The sequence below is a fragment of the Streptomyces sp. NPDC002825 genome (assembly GCF_040295385.1).
In the GTDB taxonomy this organism is placed as follows: Bacteria; Actinomycetota; Actinomycetes; order Streptomycetales; family Streptomycetaceae; genus Streptomyces.
This window is the reverse complement of record NZ_JBEOVH010000001.1, coordinates 54,779-76,911: the sequence shown is the minus strand read 5'-3', so window position 1 is coordinate 76,911 and position 22,133 is coordinate 54,779. Positions and strand designations below refer to the sequence as shown.

Annotated in this window: 21 protein-coding genes and 2 tRNA genes; 4 read left to right on the top strand and 19 right to left on the bottom strand. The window is 70.2% G+C overall.

The window, feature by feature from the left end:
• Positions 1–33: 33 nt before the first annotated feature.
• From ABT041_RS00375 to ABT041_RS00355, 5 genes are all read right to left on the bottom strand, one after another.
• Positions 34–1,383 carry a class E sortase gene (locus tag ABT041_RS00375; RefSeq protein ID WP_351176549.1) on the bottom strand — a complete coding sequence of 450 codons (1,350 nt, stop codon included), beginning with the start codon at positions 1,381–1,383 and terminating at the stop codon, positions 34–36.
• Entirely contained in the window at positions 1,380–2,018 is a 639-nt protein-coding gene (locus ABT041_RS00370; RefSeq protein WP_150504542.1) for an aminodeoxychorismate/anthranilate synthase component II, read from the bottom strand. The genes ABT041_RS00375 and ABT041_RS00370 overlap by 4 nt, the downstream gene beginning before the upstream one ends.
• Positions 2,015–2,176 (bottom strand): hypothetical protein, encoded by a 162-nt coding sequence (locus ABT041_RS00365; RefSeq protein ID WP_015034837.1) that lies wholly within the window; start codon positions 2,174–2,176, stop codon positions 2,015–2,017. Before ABT041_RS00365 ends, ABT041_RS00370 begins: the two co-directional genes overlap by 4 nt.
• A 64-nt stretch (positions 2,177–2,240) precedes the next feature.
• The gene (locus ABT041_RS00360; RefSeq protein WP_351176544.1) at positions 2,241–2,906 is read right to left on the bottom strand and encodes a class E sortase; all 666 of its coding nucleotides are present in this window, start codon (positions 2,904–2,906) and stop codon (positions 2,241–2,243) included.
• Between the two features lie 15 nt (positions 2,907–2,921).
• Complete coding sequence (locus tag ABT041_RS00355; RefSeq protein WP_351176541.1) at positions 2,922–3,689, bottom strand: DUF881 domain-containing protein; 768 nt, start codon at positions 3,687–3,689, stop codon at positions 2,922–2,924.
• A 140-nt stretch (positions 3,690–3,829) separates the two neighbouring features.
• Between ABT041_RS00355 and crgA the strand changes: the two genes are divergently transcribed.
• Complete coding sequence (gene crgA, locus ABT041_RS00350; RefSeq protein ID WP_056565215.1) at positions 3,830–4,084, top strand: cell division protein CrgA; 255 nt, start codon at positions 3,830–3,832, stop codon at positions 4,082–4,084.
• A 291-nt stretch (positions 4,085–4,375) separates the two neighbouring features.
• On the opposite strand, the gene ABT041_RS00345 is transcribed toward crgA, so the two are convergent.
• Entirely contained in the window at positions 4,376–5,239 is an 864-nt protein-coding gene (locus ABT041_RS00345; protein WP_351176538.1) for a rhomboid family intramembrane serine protease, read from the bottom strand.
• A 22-nt stretch (positions 5,240–5,261) separates the two neighbouring features.
• Complete coding sequence (locus tag ABT041_RS00340; protein ID WP_351176535.1) at positions 5,262–5,789, bottom strand: peptidylprolyl isomerase; 528 nt, start codon at positions 5,787–5,789, stop codon at positions 5,262–5,264.
• 183 nt (positions 5,790–5,972) lie between these two features.
• On the opposite strand from ABT041_RS00340, the gene ABT041_RS00335 reads away from it, so the two are divergent.
• Positions 5,973–6,659 carry a DUF5324 family protein gene (locus ABT041_RS00335; protein ID WP_351176532.1) on the top strand — a complete coding sequence of 229 codons (687 nt, stop codon included), beginning with the start codon at positions 5,973–5,975 and terminating at the stop codon, positions 6,657–6,659.
• A 409-nt stretch (positions 6,660–7,068) separates the two neighbouring features.
• On the opposite strand, the gene ABT041_RS00330 is transcribed toward ABT041_RS00335, so the two are convergent.
• Together ABT041_RS00330 and ABT041_RS00325 are read right to left on the bottom strand one after the other, a co-directional pair.
• Positions 7,069–7,446 carry a DUF6344 domain-containing protein gene (locus tag ABT041_RS00330; RefSeq protein ID WP_351176529.1) on the bottom strand — a complete coding sequence of 126 codons (378 nt, stop codon included), beginning with the start codon at positions 7,444–7,446 and terminating at the stop codon, positions 7,069–7,071.
• Between the two features lie 275 nt (positions 7,447–7,721).
• A tRNA-Ala gene (locus ABT041_RS00325) sits at positions 7,722–7,794 on the bottom strand.
• Positions 7,795–7,924: 130 nt separating this feature from the next.
• Here ABT041_RS00325 and ABT041_RS00320 point away from each other — a divergent pair.
• Positions 7,925–8,473, top strand: a complete 549-nt coding sequence (locus tag ABT041_RS00320) for a helix-turn-helix domain-containing protein (RefSeq protein WP_351176526.1) — start codon at positions 7,925–7,927, stop codon at positions 8,471–8,473.
• A gap of 61 nt (positions 8,474–8,534) precedes the next feature.
• Complete coding sequence (locus tag ABT041_RS00315; protein WP_351176523.1) at positions 8,535–9,938, top strand: serine/threonine-protein kinase; 1,404 nt, start codon at positions 8,535–8,537, stop codon at positions 9,936–9,938.
• Positions 9,939–9,942: 4 nt separating this feature from the next.
• Here the strand turns inward: ABT041_RS00315 and ABT041_RS00310 are convergent, their stop codons facing one another.
• The 10 genes from ABT041_RS00310 to dnaN form a co-directional block, all read right to left on the bottom strand.
• The gene (locus tag ABT041_RS00310) at positions 9,943–11,271 is read right to left on the bottom strand and encodes a hypothetical protein (RefSeq protein ID WP_351176520.1); all 1,329 of its coding nucleotides are present in this window, start codon (positions 11,269–11,271) and stop codon (positions 9,943–9,945) included.
• A 321-nt stretch (positions 11,272–11,592) separates the two neighbouring features.
• A complete protein-coding gene (locus ABT041_RS00305) occupies positions 11,593–11,727 on the bottom strand; it encodes a DLW-39 family protein (protein ID WP_003958712.1) in 135 nt (44 codons plus the stop codon).
• A 160-nt stretch (positions 11,728–11,887) separates the two neighbouring features.
• Positions 11,888–11,961 (bottom strand) — tRNA-Ile (locus ABT041_RS00300).
• Between the two features lie 98 nt (positions 11,962–12,059).
• Positions 12,060–12,635: a DUF3566 domain-containing protein gene (locus tag ABT041_RS00295; protein ID WP_351176517.1), complete on the bottom strand. Its 576-nt coding sequence runs from the start codon at positions 12,633–12,635 to the stop codon at positions 12,060–12,062.
• 106 nt (positions 12,636–12,741) lie between these two features.
• Entirely contained in the window at positions 12,742–15,339 is a 2,598-nt protein-coding gene (gyrA, locus tag ABT041_RS00290) for a DNA gyrase subunit A (protein ID WP_351176514.1), read from the bottom strand.
• A gap of 41 nt (positions 15,340–15,380) precedes the next feature.
• Positions 15,381–17,411 (bottom strand): DNA topoisomerase (ATP-hydrolyzing) subunit B, encoded by a 2,031-nt coding sequence (gyrB, locus tag ABT041_RS00285; RefSeq protein WP_351176511.1) that lies wholly within the window; start codon positions 17,409–17,411, stop codon positions 15,381–15,383.
• A 376-nt stretch (positions 17,412–17,787) separates the two neighbouring features.
• The gene (locus tag ABT041_RS00280; RefSeq protein WP_351176508.1) at positions 17,788–18,351 is read right to left on the bottom strand and encodes a DciA family protein; all 564 of its coding nucleotides are present in this window, start codon (positions 18,349–18,351) and stop codon (positions 17,788–17,790) included.
• Positions 18,348–19,469, bottom strand: a complete 1,122-nt coding sequence (gene recF / locus ABT041_RS00275; protein WP_351176505.1) for a DNA replication/repair protein RecF — start codon at positions 19,467–19,469, stop codon at positions 18,348–18,350. The genes ABT041_RS00280 and recF overlap by 4 nt, the downstream gene beginning before the upstream one ends.
• A gap of 59 nt (positions 19,470–19,528) precedes the next feature.
• Positions 19,529–20,407, bottom strand: coding sequence for a phosphogluconate dehydrogenase (NAD(+)-dependent, decarboxylating) (gnd, locus tag ABT041_RS00270; RefSeq protein ID WP_351176502.1), 879 nt, complete (start codon positions 20,405–20,407; stop codon positions 19,529–19,531).
• A 186-nt stretch (positions 20,408–20,593) separates the two neighbouring features.
• Positions 20,594–21,724 (bottom strand): DNA polymerase III subunit beta, encoded by a 1,131-nt coding sequence (dnaN, locus tag ABT041_RS00265; RefSeq protein WP_351176499.1) that lies wholly within the window; start codon positions 21,722–21,724, stop codon positions 20,594–20,596.
• Positions 21,725–22,133 lie beyond the last annotated feature (409 nt).

The following is a 22,133-nucleotide window of genomic DNA, read 5'->3' as shown; positions in this document are numbered from 1 at the left end:
TCGTCCCGTCGTCCCGTCCGGAGGTGTGGGGTCTCAGCCTACGAGCGCTTGCGGCTTTCCCTTGCTGCGCGGGCGTTCCTCGACCAGCTTGCCCCACACGATCATGCGGTACGTGCTGGTGAACTCCGGCGTGCAGGTGGTCAGTGTGATGTACCGGCCGGGGCCCTTGAAGCCGGACTGCTTCGGCACGGGGTCGATCACGGAGACGTTGGAGGGCGAGGTCTGCGGCAGGATGCTGGCCATCTCGTACGTGTAGTACGCGCTCTTGGTCTCGACGACGATCGGGTCCCCGGGCTTCAACTGGTTGATGTACCGGAACGGTTCGCCGTGTGTGTTGCGGTGGCCGGCCACCGCGAAGTTGCCCTGCTTGTCGGCCGGCATGGCCGTCTTGAGCTTGCCCTCGCCGTAGTGGCCGACCATGCCCTTGTCGAGGACCTTGGTCTTGCTGATGCCCTCGGCGATGGGGACGACGACGTCCAGCTTGGGGATGTACATGATGGCGAAGCCCTTGCCGGGCTCGAAGGCCTCGGGCTTGTCGTCGTCGCCGCCGTGGGACCAGGTGTCCTCGATCTGCTCCTTGGCCTTGTCGGTCTCCTGGCCGGCGAGCACGTTCGTCCACCACAGCTGGTAGGTGACGAAGAGGAGCATGACGACGCCGAGGGTGATGAAGAGTTCTCCGACGACCCGGCTGGCGACGACGCCGACGCTCTCCTTGGCCGCGCGGGCGGCGCGCCGGGCCTCCACCCGGGAGAGGGGCCGCCCTTCGGCGGCGCCCGGTGCCGGGGTCGAGGGGGCGGCGACGCCCCGGTTTCGGCCACGGCCGCCCTTGGCGGCCCGACGGCGCTCGGCACGCCCCGGGCCCGGCCCCGGCTCGGAAGGAGCTTCGGAAGGGGCCTTGGAGGGGTCTTCCAGGGCCCGCAGGGGCATCGTCTCGTCCCTGGGGGCCGCCGGTGCCTCCTCCGCCTCGTACGCCCCGTACGAGGGCTCGTAGGGGGCTTCGGGGGCGTAGGGCTCGGGCCGTGCGTACTGCTCGGTGGGTGCGTACTGCTCGGCCGGCGGCGCATAGGCCTGCGCGGCGGCGTACGGCTGCTCCGCGGGTACGTACCCGGCACCGGCCCCGTACTGCTCGGCCGGCGCGTACTGCTCGGCCGGTGCGTGCTGTTCGGCTGGTGCGTACTGCTCGGCCGGCGCAAAGGTCTCGGCCGGTACGTTCGGTTCCGCCGGTGCGTACTGCTCCGCCGCGACGTTCGGTTCCGCCGGTGCGTACGCCTCCGTCGGCGCGTACGGCTCGGCCTGCGCGTACGGATCCCCGGGTATCGGCTCCCTTTCCGGCTCCGGTCCCGGCCGGTTCGTCGCCCGGAACCACGGCGAGCCCGTCGTCACGCGACGGCCTTGCCCACCACCGGAGCGAGACCCGCCGACCGGCCGACCGCCCCCTTGTCGCCGCACTGCTCCAGCCAGTTGGCGAGCATCAGGTGCCCGTGCTCGGTGAGGACGGACTCGGGGTGGAACTGCACGCCCTCGACGGGGAGTTCGCGGTGGCGCAGGCCCATGATGATGCCGTCCTCGGTCCGTGCCGTGACCTCCAGCTCGGCGGGCACGGTGGCGGGCTCGGCGGCCAGCGAGTGGTAGCGGGTCGCGGTGAACGGCGAGGGAAGACCGGCGAAGACGCCCCGGCCCTCGTGCGTGACGAGCGAGGTCTTGCCGTGCAGCAGCTCGGGCGCGCGGTCGACGACGCCGCCGTACGCCACGGCCATCGACTGCATGCCGAGGCAGACGCCGAAGACGGGCACGCCGGTGTCGGCGCAGTGCCGGACCATGTCGATGCAGACCCCGGCCTGTTCGGGCGCGCCGGGCCCAGGGGACAGCAGGACGCCGTCGAAGCCGTCCTGGGCGTGGCTCAGCTCGACCTCGTCGTTGCGGAGGACTTCGCACTCGGCGCCGAGCTGGTAGAGGTACTGAACGAGGTTGAAGACGAAGCTGTCGTAGTTGTCGACGACGAGAATTCGCGCGCTCACTGGCCGTCCACCGTCACATCGTTGAACGGAAGCAGAGGCTCCGCCCAGGGGAACACGTACTGGAAGAGGACATAGACGACCGCGAGGACCAGCACGATCGAGATCAGCGCGCGTACCCACGCGTTGCCCGGCAGATGCCGCCAGATCCAGCCGTACATGACGTGGACCGCCCCTTCCGTTCGTTACGGGGACCAGAGTACGGGGCGAGGGGGCCGTGAGGGGTCAGCTGTCCAAAGCCTGTGGACGGCCGTCGGTCACGGGGCGGGTGGCGTCGAGGTGTGCCCAGACGATCAGCCGGTGGCTGCTGCCCCACTCGGGGTCGCAGGTGGTGAGGGTGAGGTAGCGGCCCGGTCCGTCGAAGCCGGACTTCCTGGGGACGGGGTCGACGACGGCGGTGTCGTCGGGGACGGTCCGGTACGGGCCGCGGTCGATGCGGTAGGTGAACCAGGTCGTGCCGTCGGTGAGGACGACCGCGTCGCCGGGGCGCAGGCGCGGGAAGTCCTTGAAGGGGTCGCCGTGGGTGCGGCGGTGGCCGGCGACGGCGAAGTTCCCGGTGCCGCCGAGCGGGGCGGTGCGGGGGTAGTGCCCGAGGCCCTTCTTCAGGACGTCGGGGCCGGTGCCTTCGAGGACGGGCCATTTCCAGTCGCGGCCGAGCCGGGGGACGTACATCACGGCGATGCCCTTGCCGGTGACGTACGGCGGCGGTACGCGCGCGGGTGCGGCGGCGACGGGGGTGTCGGCCCATGCGCGCTGGAGGGTGTCGATCTGGGCGGCGCCGGCTCTATCGGCCTGGACACCGGTCCAGTACAGGAGGTAGGCGACGAAGAGGACGATGAGTGCGCCGGTGGTGACGCACAGCTCGCTGAGGGTCCTCACGAGGAGACGCAAGCGGCCCTCCCGCTGTCAGCTCGCCGGCTTCGCGTAGTGGAGGTCCACTGTGCCCGAGTACCCGGGAAGAGTCACCGTCCTGTGCTCGTCCACTTTCCAGCCGAGCCCGTACGCCTTGACGTACAGCTGGTAGTTCTGGAGCGCGGGGGAGGCGGCCAGCGCCTTGGTCAGCCTGCCCTGGTCGCCGACGGCGGTGATCTTGTACGGCGGGGAGTAGACGCGGCCCTGGAGGATCAGGGTGTTGCCGACGCAGCGCACGGCGCTGGTGGAGATGAGCCGCTGGTCCATGACCCGGATGCCTTCGGCTCCGCCCTGCCACAGGGCGTTGACGACGGCCTGGAGGTCCTGCTGGTGGATGACCAGGTCGTTGGCCTGCGGTTCGGGGTAGCCGGGGGCGGCCTGGGCGTCGGGCGGGGCGTCGTTGAGGGTGACGGTGAGGCCGGAGCCGGAGACCTCGGTGGTCCCCGCCTTCGCTTCGAGCGCGTCGAGTTTCTCGTCCTGCGCGCGCGTGGAGCCGTCGTCGCGGGCGGCGAGCGAGTCGACCTGGCCGCGGAGGGCGGCGGTGGACTCGTCGAGGCCGGCGTTCTTGTGGCTGCGTTCCTCGATCAGGTCGGAGAGCCTGAGGAGGGAGGCGTCCGTGCGGATGTTGGTGCCCTTGGCGGTGTTGAAGCTCGTGACGAAGATCAGTCCGGCCAGGGCGAAGACGGCAAGGGTGAGCACTCGGACGGGGCGCCACCTCGTGGTGCGGCCCGGCCCTTCGGGAGTGTCGGCGGAATTGCTCAACGTACCCTGATCCCCTTCGGTGCCGCGGAACCACTACGCTAACGGACGCCTGGGGGACGCAGTCGTCCTCCTTCGTCACATCCCGGCGCCAGCCACAGTTCCCTGCGCGGTCACGCAGCGCATCGACAGGAGAGTCCCTCGTGCCGAAGTCACGGATCCGCAAGAAGGCCGACTTCACGCCTCCGCCCGCCAAGCAGGCCACCAACATCAAGCTGACCAATCGCAGCTGGGTGGCGCCGGTGATGCTGGCGCTGTTCGCCATCGGTCTGGTGTGGATCGTGGTCTTCTACGTCACCGACGGCTCCATGCCGGTCGAGTCGATCCGGAACTGGAACATCGTGGTGGGCTTCGGCTTCATCGCGGCCGGCTTCGGCGTCTCCACGCAGTGGAAGTAGCCGGCTAGCGCTTCCGTCGGCCCCTCGTCAAGCTCTCCCCCGAGCTTATCCACAGCGTTGTGCACAGCACTGGATAACTTACGAAGATCTGTGGATAACTCGCACGAGGTTGACGGCGGTATGACCGGAATCACCCTCGGCAGAACGTGCGACGCCCCTCGCCTCCCTGGAGAAACACCAGGTCAGAGGCGAGGGGCGCGGTCTTTCCCCATAGTGGGGGCGAGATTCGCCACGCACTGTGGATAACTCTGGGGAAAGCTCACAGAAGAGCTCTTCCACAGGCCCCCGCGCTCAGGTGAGCGCAGCCGATCGGGCGAGCACGATCCCCAGGTCGATCAGGAGCACCAGGGCACAGGCCCCGTACTGCACGAGGTCCCGCCGGGCCCGGGGCGCGTGCACCATCGCGTACGTCAGCAGGACGCCGGCCACCAGACCGCCGATGTGCGCCTGCCAGGAGATCCCCGGACGGGTGAACGTGATGAGCAGGTTCAGCGCCACGAACAGAAGCGCGGGACGCATGTCCTGCCGCCTGCGGCGGGCCAGCACGATCCAGGCGCCGAGCAGGCCGTAGACGATGCCCGAAGCGCCGAGCGAGAACTGGTTCTGCGGGGAGAGCAGATAGGCGAGCGCGGAGCCGGAGAGCCCGGAGAGCAGGCAGAGCGCCGTGTACCGGATCCGCCCCAGTTCGGGCTCGACGATCCCGCCGATCATCCACAGGCCCAGCATGTTGAAGAGGAAGTGCGTGATCTCCTGATGGAGGAAGGCGGAGGTCAGCAGCCGGTACCACTCGCCGTCCGCGACCCCGACGAGCTCACCGCTCGGAAGGTTGGCGCCGCCGATCAGGGCGAGGTCGTCGAGGAGCCGCTCGCCCACCACCTGGACGGCGATGAACAGCGCCAGGTTGATCGCCATGAGGATCTTGGTGACGAGGCGCCCGTCCGCCGCCACCCGGCCGCCCGCAAGCGTCCGGGGCTGGTTGGCACCGGCGGAGTGGCCGGTGCCGGAGCCGCCGCGTACGCACTCCGGGCACTGGAAACCGACGGACGCGGAGATCATGCACTGCGTGCAGATGGGCCTGTCGCAGCGGGCGCAGCGGATGCCGGTCTCGGCCTCCGGATGGCGGTAGCAGCGCAGCAGACCGGGCTGCGTGTCCATGGCGGGTTCCGTCCCTTCCGCCTCAGCGCTTCTCGATCACCACGGACTCGACGACGACGTCCTGGAGCGGACGCTCGGTGTGGGCGTCGGTCGGGGTGGTCGCGATCGCGTCCACGACCTTCCGGCTCTCCTTGTCGACGACCTCGCCGAAGATGGTGTGCTTGCGGTTCAGCCACGTCGCCGGGCCGACGGTGACGAAGAACTGCGAGCCGTTGGTGCCCGGGCCCGCGTTGGCCATGGCCAGCAGGTAGGGGCGGTCGAAGAAGAGCTCCGGGTGGAACTCGTCGGCGAACTCGTAGCCGGGGCCGCCCGTGCCGTTCCCCAGCGGGTCGCCGCCCTGGATCATGAAGCCCTTGATGACCCGGTGGAAGACCGTTCCGTCGTAGAGCGGGTCCGAGGAGACCGTGCCGGTGGCGGGGTGCGTCCACTCACGCTCGCCCGAGGCGAGCTCGACGAAGTTCCGGACCGTCTTCGGGGCGTGGAACGGCATCAGCCGCACCTCGATGTCGCCCAGGCTCGTCTTGAGGATCGCGTACAGCTGCTCGGCCACGGTCGCCTTCCGTCCCACGTCGTGTCGCGTCGTGTCGCGTCATGTCACGTCTGTCTCTGGCGTGTCCGATCCTCGCATGCCCCGGATGCCAGCCCCACATGCCGGACGCCGCTCCGGCGGGCATGATGCCGAAAAGGATGGAAAGGTGAAAAACCGACATCGCCACCGAGGAGGAGGAATCCCGTGACCCGCATGGACAGCGTGCGCGCCGCGACAGGTTCGGCGAAGGAGAGCGTCCTGCACGCCGCGGAAGTGGTGGCGCCGTACGCCGGCACGGCCAAGGACCAGGCCGCGCACTACGCACACGAGGCGCGGGTGGTGCTCGCGCCGAAGGTCTCGAAGGCCGCGTCCGCGGCCCGTACGCAGGCTCGCGCGCAGTACGACTCGTATGTCGCACCGCACGTACCGCCGCGGGTCGACGCGGCCGCACACCGTGCGGCGGTCAAGACCCGCCGGGCCGCCCGTCAGGCGGCCGACTACACCGTTCCGCGCGTCGAGAGCGCGGTCGCCGCGACCGGTCCCGTCCTCGAGGAGGCGGGGTCGCGTTCCACTGCCGCCTGGGCCGCGCTGCGCGGTCAGGTGACGCCGAAGGAAATCCGGAAGATCGTGAAGAAGCACGAGCGTCGGGCCAGGGCCGGACGCCTCGCCAAGGGACTCGTCGTCCTCGGCGTACTGCTCGGCGGCGCGTTCGCCGCCTGGAAGTGGTGGGACAGGCAGGCCAATCCCGACTGGCTGGTCGAACCTCCCGCTCCCACCGAGATGGACGAGGGCTCACCGCTGTCGTCCGTCGACGGTAGTGGTGCTGCCCATGCGGAGGAGACCGAAGCGGATGCCGATGCCGCAGCCGCCGACCGCGACGAACGCCGCTGACCGACCGCGGAACCTGGCTCTGCCGGGTCCTGCCGGGTCCTGCTGGGGTTCTGCTTGGTCCTGCTGGGTTCCTGCTTGGTCCTGCTGGCGTCTTGCGCGGGTCCTACTGGGGTCCTGCTGAGGTCCTGCTTGGTCCTACCGGGTCCTACTGGGGTCCTGCTGAGGTCCTGCTTGGTCCTACCGGGTCCTGCTGGGGTCCTGCCGGGTCCTGCTGGGGTCCTGCTGAGGTCCTGCTTGGTCCTGCCGGGTCCTGCTGGGGTCCTGCCGGTCCTGTCGGGGTTCCGCCGGGTTGTTCCACCGGTTCCTGCCAGGCCCTGCCGGGGTTCTCGCTGTGTTCTGCTGCGGCCCTGTCACGGCCGCCGAGGTCCTGCGTGTGGGGCGTGGGGAGTACGTCTCGTCTCCCCGCGCCCTACGCCGCCGCGGCGGCGAGCGCCAGGTCCGTCAGCGCGGCCGGGTCGCTCTCGGTGCCGGGCGTCGACGAGGAGCGCCGGCGCGCGGAGGGCGAGGAACCGTGGGCCTCGGCGGCGATGCGCTGCTTGATGGTGGGCGGCAGGGAGCGGTCACCGACGAGCGGCCACCGATGCGTCCGCTGTGCCGGTACGGAGGCGAGTGCGCGCTCCCCCGCGGTGACGGCGCGGGCGGCGGCGGGCGCGGCCGGCTCCTCGGGCTGCTGGACGGCGGGCTGACCGGCCGCGGCGGCGGTGTTCGCCAGGCCGACGGAGGCGAGCAGGGCGAAGAGGACGGAGATGAAGGCGGTCCAGAACTGCTTGACCTTGGCGGTGGCCATGGCCCCTCACTTTCGTGACGTTCTCGGATGGTTCATTTCGGGTTGCGCGCTTTACGTACTTTTCTCATGATGTGGATGCGGTCCCGATTTCCGTGGACCGACGCCGCCGCCGCGCAGTTCTTCCGATGAACACCACCCGGACGGACCAGCGCCGCCCCCGGTCACCCAGCGCCACGGCGCCCGCACCCGGCCCGTACCCCCGCCCGCGCGCCCCGCACGGAACGCGAAAAACCCCCCTGTCCTGCGCATCCGCAGGTCAGGGGGGTCTGTCCGAGTGGAGCCTAGGGGAGTCGAACCCCTGACATCTGCCATGCAAAGACAGCGCTCTACCAACTGAGCTAAGGCCCCGGAACGAGGACAGCGTACCGGGTCACCCCCCATGTCCGGCAAAAGGATTGGGACTCCCGGTCGGCGACCACTCTCCGTAAGATGCTGACCGAGGTTCGCAGTGGCGAACCTAAGGGATGGGGAGTAAGTAATGGACGCAGCGCAGCAGGAAGCCACGGCAAGAGCCAGAGAGCTTCAGCGCAGTTGGTACGGAGAGCCGCTGGGGGCGCTCTTCCGTCGCCTGATCGACGATCTCGGGCTCAATCAGGCCAGGCTCGCGGCCGTGCTCGGGCTCTCCGCGCCCATGCTGTCCCAGCTGATGAGCGGCCAGCGGGCCAAGATCGGCAACCCGGCCGTCGTCCAGCGCGTCCAGGCCCTCCAGGAGCTCGCCGTCCAGGTCGCCGACGGCAGCGTCAGCGCCGCCGAGGCCACCGACCGCATGGACGAGATCAAGAAGTCGCAGGGCGGCTCCGTCCTCACCGGCACGAGCCAGACGACCACCGGATCCGGCGCGCCGACCGTGCGCCGTGTGGTCCGCGAGATCCAGTCGCTGCTGCGTTCCGTGGCGGCCGCCGGCGACATCATCGACGCCGCCGACTCGCTCGCCCCGGCCCACCCGGAACTGGCAGAGTTCCTCCGGGTGTACGGCGCCGGGCGCACCGCGGACGCGGTCGCCCACTACGAGTCGCACCAGAACTGACGCGGGCCGGCAGCCGGTCGGCACCGCGGAGACGACGCAGACGGGGAGCGGGCGCAGCGCGATGGGTGAGGTCTTCGCTGGTCGGTACGAGCTGATCGACCCGATCGGACGCGGCGGGGCGGGCGCGGTGTGGCGCGCCTGGGACCACCGGCGCCGCCGCTACGTGGCGGCCAAGGTGCTTCTGCAGAGCGACGCGCACACGCTGCTCCGCTTCGTCCGTGAGCAGGCGCTGCGGATCGATCATCCGCACGTCCTCGCCCCGGCCAGCTGGGCCGCCGACGACGACAAGGTCCTCTTCACGATGGACCTGGTGGCCGGCGGCTCGCTGGCCCACGTCATCGGGGACTACGGTCCGCTGCCGCCCCGCTTCGTCTGCACGCTGCTCGACCAGCTGCTGTCGGGTCTGGCCACGGTGCACGCGGAGGGGGTCGTGCACCGTGACATCAAGCCCGCCAACATCCTCATGGAGGTCACCGGCACCGGGCGGCCGCATCTGCGGCTGTCCGACTTCGGGATCTCCATGCGCAAGGGCGAACCCCGCCTCACGGAGACCAACTACGTGGTGGGGACGCCCGGTTACTTCGCGCCGGAGCAGCTCCTGGGCGCCGAGCCGGACTTCACCGCCGACCTGTTCGCCGTCGGGCTGGTCGCGCTCTATCTGCTGCAGGGCCGCAAGCCGGACTCGCAGGCCCTGGTCGAGCATTTCCTCGCGCACGGCACCCCGGGGGCCCCTGAGGGCATTCCCGAGCCTCTGTGGCAGGTGCTCGCGGGCCTGCTGCAGCCCGATCCGCAGGCCCGGTTCCGGACGGCCACGGGGGCGCGCAAGGCGCTGGGCGCGGCCGTCGAGATGCTGCCCGAGACGGGGGCCGGCGAGGAGCCGGTGGAGATCTTCGACCACCTCGGCCCGCTGCCGCCGGGCTTCGGCCCCGAGGGCCCGACGCCCGCCACTCCGACGCCCGCCGCTCACCCGGCCGCCACTCCGACGCCGGCCGCTCCGGCGCCCGCCGCTCGGGCAGCCGCTCCTCACACCCCCGCCGCTCCGGCGGCCCCGGAGCACCCCGCACCGCAGCAGCAGGCGTACCAGCCGACCGCCCAGGTCCCCGCGCCGTCGCCGGTCCAGGCCCCGGTCCAGGCCCCGCTCCAGGCCCCGCTCCAGGCCCCGGTCCCCGCTCCCGCGCCTCCGCCGGTCCCGAGCCCCTCCGAGACGGGCAGCTTCCACCTGCCTCCGCCGGTCACGCACCCGGCCCCCGCCTTCGAGCAGGCGTCCCCCGCCGCGGCGCCGTACGGACAAGCTGCCACTCATCCGTACACCGCTCGACCCGATCAGGCTCCCGCCCCGCACACGGCGCCCGCGCCGCTCGCCCCGGTACGTCGACCGGGACCGTCCCCGAAGGTGACGGTCCCGGTGCTGCTGCTCGCGCTGGTGTCGCTGGCGGTCGGTTTCTGGGCCCTGACGCAGATCTGAGCCCTCAGGGGTTCTGGGCGGTCCGCCGGGCCAGCAGGATCCACGCGCCGAGCCCGAGCAGCAGGACGGTCCCGGTGCCGATCCCGGCCGCGGCGACGATCCGCATGGAACCGCTCCGCTCGGCGGCCTGCTCGACCTGCGCGCCGCTGGACCCGCTCGCGGCCGCCTCCTTGTCGTCGGCGGTCACGGCGAACGGCCCGGGGTCCCCGTCGTACCCGGGACCGGACACGGCCTTGTTCATGACGTTCACCCGCAGCGTCAGCGGCACCGGCTTGTCGCCGTAGTCCTTGGCGACCTCCGGGTTGAGGGTGGCCGACAGGTAGTACCAGCCCGCGAACCGCATGCCGTTGGTGGCGTCGTCGTACGAGGTGCGGTTCTCGTGCGCGACCGGCCGCTGCGGGCCGAGCCTCACCGTCGCGGGCTTCCCGTCGTAGGTGACGGTCTCCTCGTCGACGTGGCCGAGCGCCGGGTTCTCCAGGGAGAGCACCAGGGCGTTGGAGACGTACGTGTCGGCGGTGGAGCTGCTGCCGAGCTCGGCGGTGGTGTAGAGCTGCTGCCCCCAGTCGACGGGCACCCGGTAGAAGAGCGTCTGGCCGGGCCGGATGTCGGAGCGCCACTCGCCCTGGGTCAGCGAGGCGGCGTCGTGGATGCCCGAGCCGCCCTGCCGGGGCCTGGGGCCGCCCGTGGGCGGCGCGGGCGTGGCGGAGGGCCAGGCGGACGGGAGCTCGGTGGGCCCGGCCTTCTTCAGCGGCGGTTCGGACAGGTGCCGGATCTCGAGTTCCCAGTCGTCCGGCGTGGAGGTGGCCTTCGAGGAGCGCTCGACGAGCACGTAGAAGGCGCCCGCCTGCTGGCAGGTGGAGCTGTCGGCGTCGACGATCCGGCGGGCGTACCCGGCGAGGGGCCGCGGGTAGTCGGCGGACCCGAAGTCGACCTGCTGGTAGCTGCATTCGGCGCCGGAGCCGTCCTGCATGCTCACCTTGAAGCCGTCGCCGTACTCGACCTTCCCGCCGGGCTTCGGCACGGCGACCACGGAGACGTACGAGCTCAGCCTGGCGTCGAGGTCGACCCGGTAGTAGAGCTTGCCGTCCCTCCTGACGGTGTCCCGGTACGTCTGCCCCGGCTTCAGGGTCTTCGCGTCGAGGCTGGAGGCGGCGCCCTGGATCCGCTGGGCCGAGCCGTCGAAGGCGTACGGGGGGACCACGGCCCCTTCGACGGCGCTGTCCGCCCGGGCCTGGACGGGCAGTGCCGTCACCGCGCCCACGGCCGCGGCCGCCGCGATCAGGGCTCCCGCCCTCCGGCCCGTCCCGGTCCGCCTGCCGGCCTGCGTGCTCACGCGTCTCTCCCGTTCGTTCCCGCCCCGCCGTCGCGCCCGCCCGGGGCGATCGGCACCCCGGCGCGCGCCCCGCCGCCCACCGCGACGGCCGTGGTGCCGGTCCATCCTGCCCGGCCCGCACCTCCGGTGTCCGCCCGCGCGGTGGATTCATCCTGCTCCGCGGGGGCCTCCCCGCGCGCGTGGCCCGGCCACCAGCTTTGCTTTAGCAAGCCAATGATTTGCGCTGGCGAACTCAAGGGAGCCCGTGCCACCGTCCTGGAACAGCGAAACCCCGGCGGCGCTCATGCGCTGCCGGGGCCTCACCCACAGAATGTGTGTCTCTCAGACACCGGAACCTGCGGGCACGGAGTCGGTCGCCTCCGTCCACAGATCCTGCTCGGCGCGATCCGCCTGGATCTGGCGGTACACGAGGAGCCCGCCGATGGCGGCCAGTGCGACCAGGAGAAGCTTCTTCACCGCGCGACCTCGTCTTTCGTTGACGTAGGAGACTTCTGACGCCCACTCTACACATCGACCGATACCGATCGGTGACCTGTACGGGCTTCGCACCCCCGCTTCAAACCCCGCACAAAAAGATCGACCCGGATGGAGGAACCATCCGGGTCGATCTGCACTGTGGGGCTAACAGGATTTGAACCTGTGGCCTCATCCTTATCAGGGATGCGCTCTAACCAACTGAGCTATAGCCCCGCCGCGCTTTGCGGTTTGTCCCCGCCGCGCTGACTCCTGAACATTAGCGCACGTGGGGGCCAGTCCCAAAATCGGTAACCGACCGGCCCCCTCGCAGATCACTCGTCCTCGGCCAGCGTCAGCTCGACACCGCCCACAAAGCCCGCCGACAGGTTGTAGATGAAGGCGCCCAGCGTCGCCAGCGCGGTCATCAGGACCACGTCGATCACGGCGATCACCGAGGTGAACATCAGGACCCGCGGCAGCGACAGGAAGGACTGCAGGTCGAAGCCGTTGGACTCGTTCGAGCCCGTGGCCTCGCTGATCGTGCCGCCGACCGTCGAGAAGACGCCCATGGCGTCCATGACCATCCACAGCACCGCCGCGGCCACGACCGTGCAGATGCCCAGCGCGATGGAGAGCAGGAAGCTCACCTTCATCACCGACCACGGATCGGCCTTGGCCACCCGCAGACGCGCCTTGCGCGTCCTGGGCGTCGTACGCGCGCCGGTGCGCGGCCGGCGCACCGCGCCGGTCTGCCCGCCCTGCGTACCGCCCGTCGGCGTACCGCCCGCAGGCGTGCCGTACGCCTGCGGCGGGTGGTAGGGCCCGCTCGGCTGCCCCTGGGGGCGCTCGCCGGGCAGCGGCCCGTTGTACGTCTCGTACGAGGGCTGCTGCCCCCGAGTGTCCGTCACCGCAACCCCCTGGGAGTCCGTGGCGGGGCCACGGGCGCCGTTCGCTCCAGCACCAGCAGAAGCTCCGGCAGCCGCCGATCCGGCGCCCGTGGCTCCACTCACGCTCTTACTCCTCGTGCTCCCCGGCCGAGGGCTCCGTGCCCCCGGCCGCCTCGGCGTCGGCCTCGACCGACTCGACCACGCCCTCGGCGTCGTCGAGATCCTCGTCCTCGCTGCCCGCCTCGGCGTTCCGTGCGATGCCGACGACGGCATCGCGCTTGCCCAGGTTGATCAGCTGGACGCCCATGGTGTCACGGCCGGTCTCCCTGACTTCGTTGACTCGCGTACGAATCACACCGCCGGACAGCGTGATGGCGAGGATCTCGTCGGTCTCCTCCACCACCAGCGCGCCCACGAGCGAGCCGCGGTCCTCCACGATCTTGGCGGCCTTGATACCGAGGCCGCCACGGCCCTGGACGCGGTACTCGTCGACGGGGGTGCGCTTCGCGTACCCGCCGTCGGTCGCGGTGAAGACGAACGTACCGGGCCGGACGACATTCATCGAGAGCAGCTCGTCGTCCTCGCGGAAACTCATCCCCTTGACGCCCGAGGTGGCACGTCCCATCGGACGCAGCGCGTCGTCCGTGGCGGTGAAGCGGATCGACTGCGCCTTCTTGGAGACGAGCAGCAGGTCGTCCTCGGCGGAGACCAGCTCGGCGCCGATCAGCTCGTCGTCGCTGCCGTCCGCGGTCTCCCGGAGGTTGATCGCGATGACACCGCCGGAGCGCGGCGAGTCGTAGTCCTTCAGCGCGGTCTTCTTCACCAGGCCGGCCTTGGTGGCGAGCACCAGGTACGGCGCGGCCTCGTAGTCGCGGATCGCCAGGATCTGGGCGATCTGCTCGTCCGGCTGGAAGGCCAGCAGGTTGGCCACGTGCTGACCGCGCGCGTCCCGGCCGGCGTCCGGCAGCTCGTACGCCTTGGCCCGGTAGACCCGGCCCTTGTTCGTGAAGAACAGCAGCCAGTGGTGGGTCGTCGAGACGAAGAAGTGGTCGACGATGTCGTCCTGCTTCAGCTTCGTGCCGCGCACGCCCTTGCCGCCGCGCTTCTGCGAGCGGTAGTCCTCGGTCTTGGTGCGCTTCACATAGCCGCCACGCGTGATGGTGACGACGATGTCCTCCTCGGCGATCAGGTCCTCGATGGACATGTCACCGTCGAAGGGCACCAGCTTGGAGCGGCGGTCGTCGCCGAACTTCTCGACGAGCGCGGCCAGCTCCTCGCTGACGATCGCCCGCTGCTTCTCCGGCGAGGCCAGGATCGCGTTGTACTCGTTGATCTTCGCCTGGAGCTCGTCGTGTTCGGCGACGATCTTCTGGCGCTCCAGGGCGGCGAGCCGGCGGAGCTGCATCTCCAGGATCGCGTTGGCCTGGATCTCGTCGATGGTCAGCAGGTCCATCAGGCCCGTGCGGGCGACCTCGACCGTGTCGCTGCGGCGGATGAGGGCGATGACCTCGTCGATCGCGTCGAGGGCCTTGAGCAGACCGCGCAGGATGTGGGCGCGCTCCTCGGCCTTGCGCAGCCGGAAGCGGGTCCGGCGGACGATGACCTCGATCTGGTGCGTCACCCAGTGGCGGATGAACGCGTCGAGCGAGAGGGTGCGCGGCACGCCGTCGACGAGCGCCAGCATGTTCGCGCCGAAGTTCGTCTGCAGGTCGGTGTGCTTGTACAGGTTGTTGAGGACGACCTTGGCGACGGCGTCGCGCTTGAGCACGATGACCAGGCGCTGGCCGGTGCGCGAGGAGGTCTCGTCGCGCACGTCGGCGATGCCGCCGATCTTGCCGTCCTTGACCAGGTCGGCGATCTTCTGCGCGAGGTTGTCCGGGTTGGTCTGGTACGGAAGCTCCGTGACCACCAGGCACTGGCGGTTCTGGATCTCCTCGACCTCGACGACCGCGCGCATCGTGATGGAGCCACGGCCGGTGCGGTACGCCTCCTCGATGCCCTTGCGGCCGACGACGAGCGCGCCGGTCGGGAAGTCGGGGCCCTTGATGCGCTCGATGAGCGCGTCGAGGAGCTCCTCGTGGGACGCCTCGGGATGGGCCAGGTACCACTGCGCGCCGTCCGCGACCTCGCGGAGGTTGTGCGGCGGGATGTTGGTGGCCATGCCGACGGCGATGCCGGCGGAGCCGTTGACGAGCAGGTTCGGGAACCGGGCCGGAAGGACCGTCGGCTCCTGGTTGCGGCCGTCGTAGTTGTCCTGGAAGTCGACGGTCTCCTCGTCGATGTCCCGGACCATCTCCATCGACAGCGGCGCCATCTTGCACTCGGTGTAGCGCATGGCGGCGGCCGGGTCGTTGCCCGGGGAGCCGAAGTTGCCGTTGGAGTCGACGAGCGGCAGGCGCATCGACCAGGGCTGGGCGAGGCGGACGAGCGCGTCGTAGATCGAGGTGTCGCCGTGCGGGTGGTACGTACCCATGACGTCACCGACGACGCGGGCGCACTTGTAGAAGCCCTTCTCGGGCCGGTAGCCGCCGTCGTACATCGCGTACAGCACGCGCCGGTGGACGGGCTTGAGGCCGTCCCGGACGTCGGGCAGCGCGCGGGACACGATGACGGACATCGCGTAGTCGAGGTACGAGCGCTGCATCTCGGTCTCGAGCCCGACGGGCTCGATCCGCAGCACCGGCTCTTCTTCGGTGGTCCCGGTCGGGGTGTTTTCGTCGGCCATTGCTGGTCGTCAGTCCTTTCGTACGGTCAGCTGAGACCGACTCAGATGTCGAGGAAGCGAACGTCCTTGGCGTTGCGCTGGATGAACGAGCGGCGTGCCTCGACGTCCTCGCCCATGAGCACCGAGAACAGGTCGTCGGCCTGGGCGGCGTCGTCCAGGGTGACCTGGCCGAGTACGCGGTGCTCGACGTCCATGGTGGTGACGCGCAGCTCCTCGGCGTTCATCTCGCCGAGACCCTTGAAGCGCTGGATCGAGTCTTCCTTGATCCGCTTGCCGTTCTGCTTGCCCAGCTCGACGAGCGCGTCCCGCTCGCGGTCCGAGTACGCGTACTCGAAGTCGTCCCGGCCCCACTTGATCTTGTAGAGCGGCGGGCGGGAGAGGTAGACGTGCCCGGCCTCGACCAGCGGCCGCATGAAGCGGAAGAGGAAGGTCAGGAGCAGGGTGTTGATGTGCTGACCGTCGACGTCGGCGTCCGCCATCAGGATGATCTTGTGATAGCGGAGCTTCTCGATGTCGAAGTCCTCGTGCACACCGGTGCCGAAGGCGGAGATCAGCGCCTGGACCTCGGTGTTCTGGAGGATCTTGTCGACGCGGGCCTTCTCGACGTTCAGGATCTTGCCGCGGATCGGCAGGATGGCCTGGTACATCGGGTTGCGGCCGGACTTGGCCGAGCCGCCGGCGGAGTCACCCTCGACGATGAAGATCTCGCACTTGGACGGGTCGTTCGACTGGCAGTCGGAGAGCTTGCCCGGGAGGGACGCCGACTCCAGGAGGCCCTTGCGTCGGGTCAGGTCGCGCGCCTTGCGCGCGGCCACGCGCGCGGTGGCGGCCTGGATCGACTTGCGGACGATGTCCGCGGCCTCGTTCGGGTTGCGGTCCAGCCAGTCGTTGAGGTGCTCGTAGACCGCCTTCTGGACGAAGGTCTTGACCTCCGTGTTGCCCAGCTTGGTCTTGGTCTGGCCCTCGAACTGCGGCTCGCTCAGCTTCACCGAGATGATCGCCGTCAGACCCTCGCGGATGTCGTCACCCGTGAGGTTGTCGTCCTTCTCGCGGAGCAGCTTCTTGTCGCGCGCGTACTTGTTGATCAGCGAGGTCAGCGCCGCACGGAAGCCCTCCTCGTGCGTGCCGCCCTCGTGGGTGTGGATGATGTTGGCGAAGGAGTACACGCCCTCGCTGTAGCCGCTGTTCCACTGCATGGCGACCTCGAGGGACAGGTTCTTGTCCTTGTCCTCGGCGTCGAGGTCGATCACGGTGGGGTGGATCAGCTCGCCCTTGCGCGAGTTGAGGTACTTCACGAAGTCGACGATGCCGCCCTCGTAGTGGTACCTGACCGTCCGCGCGGCCTGCGCGGCGGCCGCCTCGGCGTCCGGGTCGTCGGCGCCCACGGTCGCCTTCGCGGACTCGCGCTCGTCGGTGAGCGTGATCGTCAGGCCCTTGTTGAGGAAGGCCATCTCCTGGAAGCGCCGCGAGAGCGTCTCGAAGGAGTACTCGGTGGTCTCGAAGATGTCCGGGTCGGCCCAGAAGGTGACCGAGGTACCGGTCTCGTCGGTCGCCTCGTGCTGGGCGAGCGGGGCGGTCGGGGCGCCCATCTTGTAGTCCTGCGTCCAGCGGTGGCCGTCCGTCTTGATCTCGACGGAGACCTTGGTCGACAGGGCGTTCACGACGGACACACCGACACCGTGCAGACCACCGGAGACGGCGTAGCCGCCGCCGCCGAACTTGCCGCCCGCGTGCAGCACGGTCAGCACGACCTCGACGGCCGGCTTGCCCTCGGAGGCCACGATGCCGACCGGGATGCCTCGGCCGTTGTCGATGACGCGGACGCCGCCGTCGGGGAGGATCGTCACGTCGATGGTGTCGGCATGGCCGGCCAGGGCTTCGTCGACCGAGTTGTCGACGACCTCCTGCACCATGTGGTGCAGACCGCGCTCACCGGTCGAGCCGATGTACATGCCAGGGCGCTTGCGCACGGCATCCAGGCCCTCGAGTACCTGGATGTTGCTGGCGGTGTACTGGTTGTTCTCGTTGGGGTTGCCGGAATCGGCCACGAAGCGCCCTTTCTGGCACAGCACAGGCCGTTCTCCGGGCATACGGGAGCGGCTGCGTCGTTCGACATGTTCCGCAGGGTGGCGGGATTGTCTCCCAGTCTACCGGTAGCGCCGACACTCATGGGGGTTTGCCGGTACCTGAATGCGCATGTGCCGCCCTGAGCGGGAGCGAGACGACTCCCCATATCCGGAGAGGGGCTCCAGAGCCCCCAGACGGCCACCTAGCGCTTCGGACGGTGACCCGTTGTGGGCATCGCTTCCGGACCCCGTTGTGGGCATGCGTTCCGCCACCCTGTGGGCAATCGTTCCGCGGGGCGGAACGGGTGGGCACAGCCCACCCGCGCGGCGCCCTTCCGCCTGGACCCGCACCCCAAGGCCCGGCACAGCTCCGCCCGGCGCTCTAGCCGTACGTGTCCCCGGGCCCCACACTGCCGGGCGCCCGCAGCGGCCCGTACCCCCTGCGCGGAGCCCCCGGCCCCAGCACCTTGATCATCCGCACGGTCCCGTGCCCCAGGTCCTCGTTGAGACGCGCGACCAGCGTCGGCGCCAGCAGCCGCAGCTGCGTGGCCCACGCCGTCGAGTCGCACTGCACCGTCAGCACCCGCGCATCCGGCTCGTCGTCGAACTTCACCGGCACACAGTGCTTCGCCAGGTCCTCCCCGACGATCTGCGGCCAGCGCCCCATGACCCCGCCGACCGCCGCGGGCGTCTCCCAGCCCCGCTCGGTGATCAGCCGGTTGATCGCGGCGCCGAGCGCCATCGGATCGCGTCCGTCGGCGCGCGCGCCGGAGCGCAGCCCGCCCCCGCGCCGGGCCTGCTTCTTCTGCTGTGCGGCCGCGCCCTTCGCGCGGGCCTGCTCCTTGGCGGCGCGCAACGCGACCCGGGCGAGATCCACACCCGACGGCTCGGGTGCCGAAGGCGCGGCAGGCCTGTCCACAGGCTGTGGGGAGTTCTCCTCGCTCATACCCGCTCCACCGTCCCGCCGGACACGGCGTACCGCGTTCCCGCGAGCACGCCCGGCACGTCGTCGTCCACCGCCGCCGTGACGAGCACCTGCTCGCCGGGCGCCACCAGCTCCGCGAGCCGCTCGCGCCGCCGGGCGTCCAGCTCGGCGAAGACGTCGTCGAGGACGAGGACCGGCTCGTTGCCCTCGGCCCGCAGCAGGTCGTACGAGGCGAGCCGCAGCGCCAGCGCGTACGACCAGGACTCGCCGTGGCTCGCGTACCCCTTCGCGGGGAGCTCGCCGAGCTTCAGGAGCAGCTCGTCCCGGTGGGGTCCGACGAGCGTGACGCCCCGCTCGATCTCCTGCTTGCGGACCTCGGCGAGGGCGGCGAGCAGCTGCTCGTACAGCTCCTCGCGGGTGTGCCCGGCGCCCGGAGCGGAAGGGCGGTACTCGAGGAGGATCGGGCCGCCGCCGGGGGCGAGCTGCTCGTACGCCTTGTCGGCGAGCGGCTGCAGTACGCCGATGAGGTCGAGGCGCTGGGCGAGCAGCTCGGCGCCCGCCCTGGCCAGGTGCTGGTCCCAGACGTCGAGGGTCGACAGGTCCATGCCGCGTCCGCCGTGCCGGCGGGCCATGGCCGCCGACTTCAGGAGCGTGTTGCGCTGCTTGAGGACGCGCTCGTAGTCGGAGCGCACGCCCGCCATGCGCGGCGTGCGCGCGGTGATCAGTTCGTCGAGGAAGCGCCGGCGCTCGCCCGGGTCGCCCTTGATCAGGGCCAGATCCTCGGGTGCGAACAGCACGGTCCGTACGATCCCGAGCACGTCACGCGATCTGACCTGCGAGGACCTGTTGATACGGGCGCGGTTGGCGCGGCCCGGGTTGAGTTCCAGCTCGACCAGCTGGGAGCGCTCGCCCTGGGTGACGGCGGCCCGGATGACCGCGCGCTCCGCCCCCATCCGTACGAGCGGCGCGTCCGAGGCGACCCGGTGGCTGCCGAGCGTGGCGAGGTAGCCGACGGCCTCGACGAGGTTCGTCTTCCCCTGTCCGTTCGCGCCCACGAACGCGGTGACGCCCGGGTCGAGCGGGACCTCGACCCGGGCGTAGGAGCGGAAGTCGGCCAGCGAGAGATGCGTGACGTGCATGGTGGGCGCCGACCTTCTTCCCCCGGCGGCTGTGCACCGCGGGGTGCACAGCCTGTGGATTACTTCTTCGTCTCGACCGCGTGGCCGCCGAACTGGTTGCGCAGCGCGGCGATCATCTTCATCTGCGGGGAGTCGTCCTGACGGGAGGCGAACCGCGCGAACAGCGAGGCGGTGATCGCCGGGAGCGGGACGGCGTTGTCGATGGCGGCCTCGACCGTCCACCGGCCCTCGCCGGAGTCCGACGCGTAGCCCCGCAGCTTGTCCAGGTGCTCGTCCTCGTCCAGCGCGTTCACCGCGAGGTCGAGCAGCCAGGAACGGATGACCGTGCCCTCCTGCCAGGAGCGGAAGACCTCGCGCACGTCGGTGACGGAGTCGACCTTCTCCAGGAGCTCCCAGCCCTCGGCGTAGGCCTGCATCATCGCGTACTCGATGCCGTTGTGGACCATCTTCGCGAAGTGGCCGGCGCCGACCTTGCCCGCGTGGACCGAGCCGAACTCGCCCTCGGGCTTGAGGGCGTCGAAGATCGGCTGGACCCGCGCCACGTGCTCGGCGTCGCCGCCGTACATCAGCGCGTAGCCGTTCTCCAGACCCCAGACACCGCCGGAGACGCCGCAGTCGACGAAGCCGATGCCCTTGGCGGCGAGCTCCTCGGCGTGCTTCTCGTCGTCCGTCCAGCGCGAGTTTCCGCCGTCCACGACGATGTCGCCGGGGGAGAGCAGGTCGGCCAGCTCGTCGATGGTGGACTGGGTCGCGGCACCGGCCGGGACCATGACCCACACGACGCGCGGACCCTTGAGCTTGCCCACAAGCTCTTCGAGGCTGTGGACATCGGCGAGGTCCGGATTGCGGTCGTATCCGATGACGGTGTGGCCTGCGCGGCGGATGCGCTCACGCATGTTGCCGCCCATCTTGCCGAGACCGACGAGACCGAGCTCCATCAGAGATTCCTTAAGCGTCGTGTGCGGTTTACCCGGGTCCGAGCCTACGCCCGGACCCGGGTGCACACCTGTGGGGTCAGCCGCTCAGGCGATGCCCCTGTTTCGGCTGCTCAGCCGGAGAGCCGCACCGGCATACTGCACCTACCCGGGGGACGACCCCCGGACCCCCGGCATGAACCGACAGGCTCAGCCGGAGAGCCGCACCGGCATGATCAGGTACTTGTAGGCCTCGTCCGCCTCGGCGTCGAGCGCGGGCTTGCCGCTCAGCAGCGCCGGCTTGGTCGACGTCGTGAAGGAGAGCTGGGCGACCGGGGAGTCGATCGCGCTCAGGCCGTCCAGCAGGAAGGTCGGGTTGAAGGCGATCGAGATGTCGTCGCCGTCCAGCTGCGCCTCCACGCGCTCCACAGCCTGTGCGTCGTCGCTGGAGCCGGCCTCCAGGATGAGCACGCCCTGCTCGAAGCTCAGTCGGACCGGGGTGTTGCGCTCGGCCACCAGGGCGACACGCTTGACGGCCTCCACGAAGGGGGCGGTCTCGATCACCGCGACCGAGTTGAACTCGGTGGGGAAGAGCGTCCGGTACTTGGGGAGGTCGCCCTCCAGGAGGCGGGTGGTGGTGCGGCGGCCCGCGCCCTCGAAGCCGATGAGGCCCTCGCCCTTGCCGGAGCCCGAGAGCGCCAGGGTCACCGTGTCGCCGCTGGTGAGCGCCTTGGCGGTGTCCAGGAGGGTCTTGGCGGGCACCAGGGCGACCGCGGAGGCGTCCGGGGACTCCGGCTTCCACAGGAACTCGCGGACCGCGAAGCGGTAGCGGTCGGTGGAGGCCAGGGTGACCGTGTCGCCCTCGATCTCGATGCGCACACCGGTGAGGACGGGCAGCGTGTCGTCACGGCCGGCGGCGATGGCCACCTGCGCGGCGGCGGAGGCGAAGACCTCACCGGGGACCGTGCCGGTCGCGGTGGGCATCTCCGGCAGCGCCGGGTACTCCTCCACAGGCAGGGTGTGGAGGGTGAAGCGGGAGGAGCCGCAGACCACGGTCGCCCGTACACCGTCTGTGGAGATCTCCACGGGACGGTTGGGGAGGGCGCGGCAGATGTCGGCGAGCAGCCGGCCGGAGACGAGGACGGTGCCGTCCTCCTCCACCTCGGCCTCGACCGAGACCCGCGCCGAGACCTCGTAGTCGAAGCTCGAGAAGCTCAGGGCGCCGTCCTCGGCCTTCAGGAGAAGGCCCGCGAGCACGGGCGCCGGCGGACGGGCCGGGAGGCTGCGGGCCACCCAGGCCACCGCCTCCGCGAGTACATCGCGCTCCACCCGGATCTTCACCGGAACCGCCTCCTGCTGTTGCTGGCTCTTCGTCGACTGCGGGAACCAGTCTGACGTACGCCACCGACACTCGGTGCTGCTCGGGGTCAAGTCGCGACAAGAGCGCGTCGGAGCTCCGGCGCCGAGTTGTGCACAGGTCCCACTTCGAAGCGAATTCCGGGCTAACTCTATGTGGGAGTAGTAGTAGGGCCTGTGGAAACCGTGGATAACGCCATTTACGCAGGTCAGGCCACGTTTTTTGTCCACCGGGGCTGTGGGTGGAGCCCGTGGACAACCGGGGGTCTCTGTGGACACCCGAAAGTTCTGCACAGCCGGTACACAGGCCATGGGGAGTTCTCCCCAGCGCTGTCCCCAGCTTTCCCCAGGTTCCCCACAGCCCAAACGTCTCCCTTGGTGTGACCGCTTTCAC

Coding starts and splice junctions, on each gene's coding strand:
- ABT041_RS00365 (WP_015034837.1), bottom strand. CDS start 2,176: ATGTACGGCTGGATCTGGCGGCATCTGCCGGGCAACGCGTGGGTACGC.
- ABT041_RS00345 (WP_351176538.1), bottom strand. CDS start 5,239: ATGGACACGCAGCCCGGTCTGCTGCGCTGCTACCGCCATCCGGAGGCC.
- ABT041_RS00330 (WP_351176529.1), bottom strand. CDS start 7,446: ATGGCCACCGCCAAGGTCAAGCAGTTCTGGACCGCCTTCATCTCCGTC.
- ABT041_RS00320 (WP_351176526.1), top strand. CDS start 7,925: ATGGACGCAGCGCAGCAGGAAGCCACGGCAAGAGCCAGAGAGCTTCAG.
- ABT041_RS00315 (WP_351176523.1), top strand. CDS start 8,535: ATGGGTGAGGTCTTCGCTGGTCGGTACGAGCTGATCGACCCGATCGGA.
- gyrA (WP_351176514.1), bottom strand. CDS start 15,339: ATGGCCGACGAAAACACCCCGACCGGGACCACCGAAGAAGAGCCGGTG.
- ABT041_RS00280 (WP_351176508.1), bottom strand. CDS start 18,351: ATGAGCGAGGAGAACTCCCCACAGCCTGTGGACAGGCCTGCCGCGCCT.
- recF (WP_351176505.1), bottom strand. CDS start 19,469: ATGCACGTCACGCATCTCTCGCTGGCCGACTTCCGCTCCTACGCCCGG.
- gnd (WP_351176502.1), bottom strand. CDS start 20,407: ATGGAGCTCGGTCTCGTCGGTCTCGGCAAGATGGGCGGCAACATGCGT.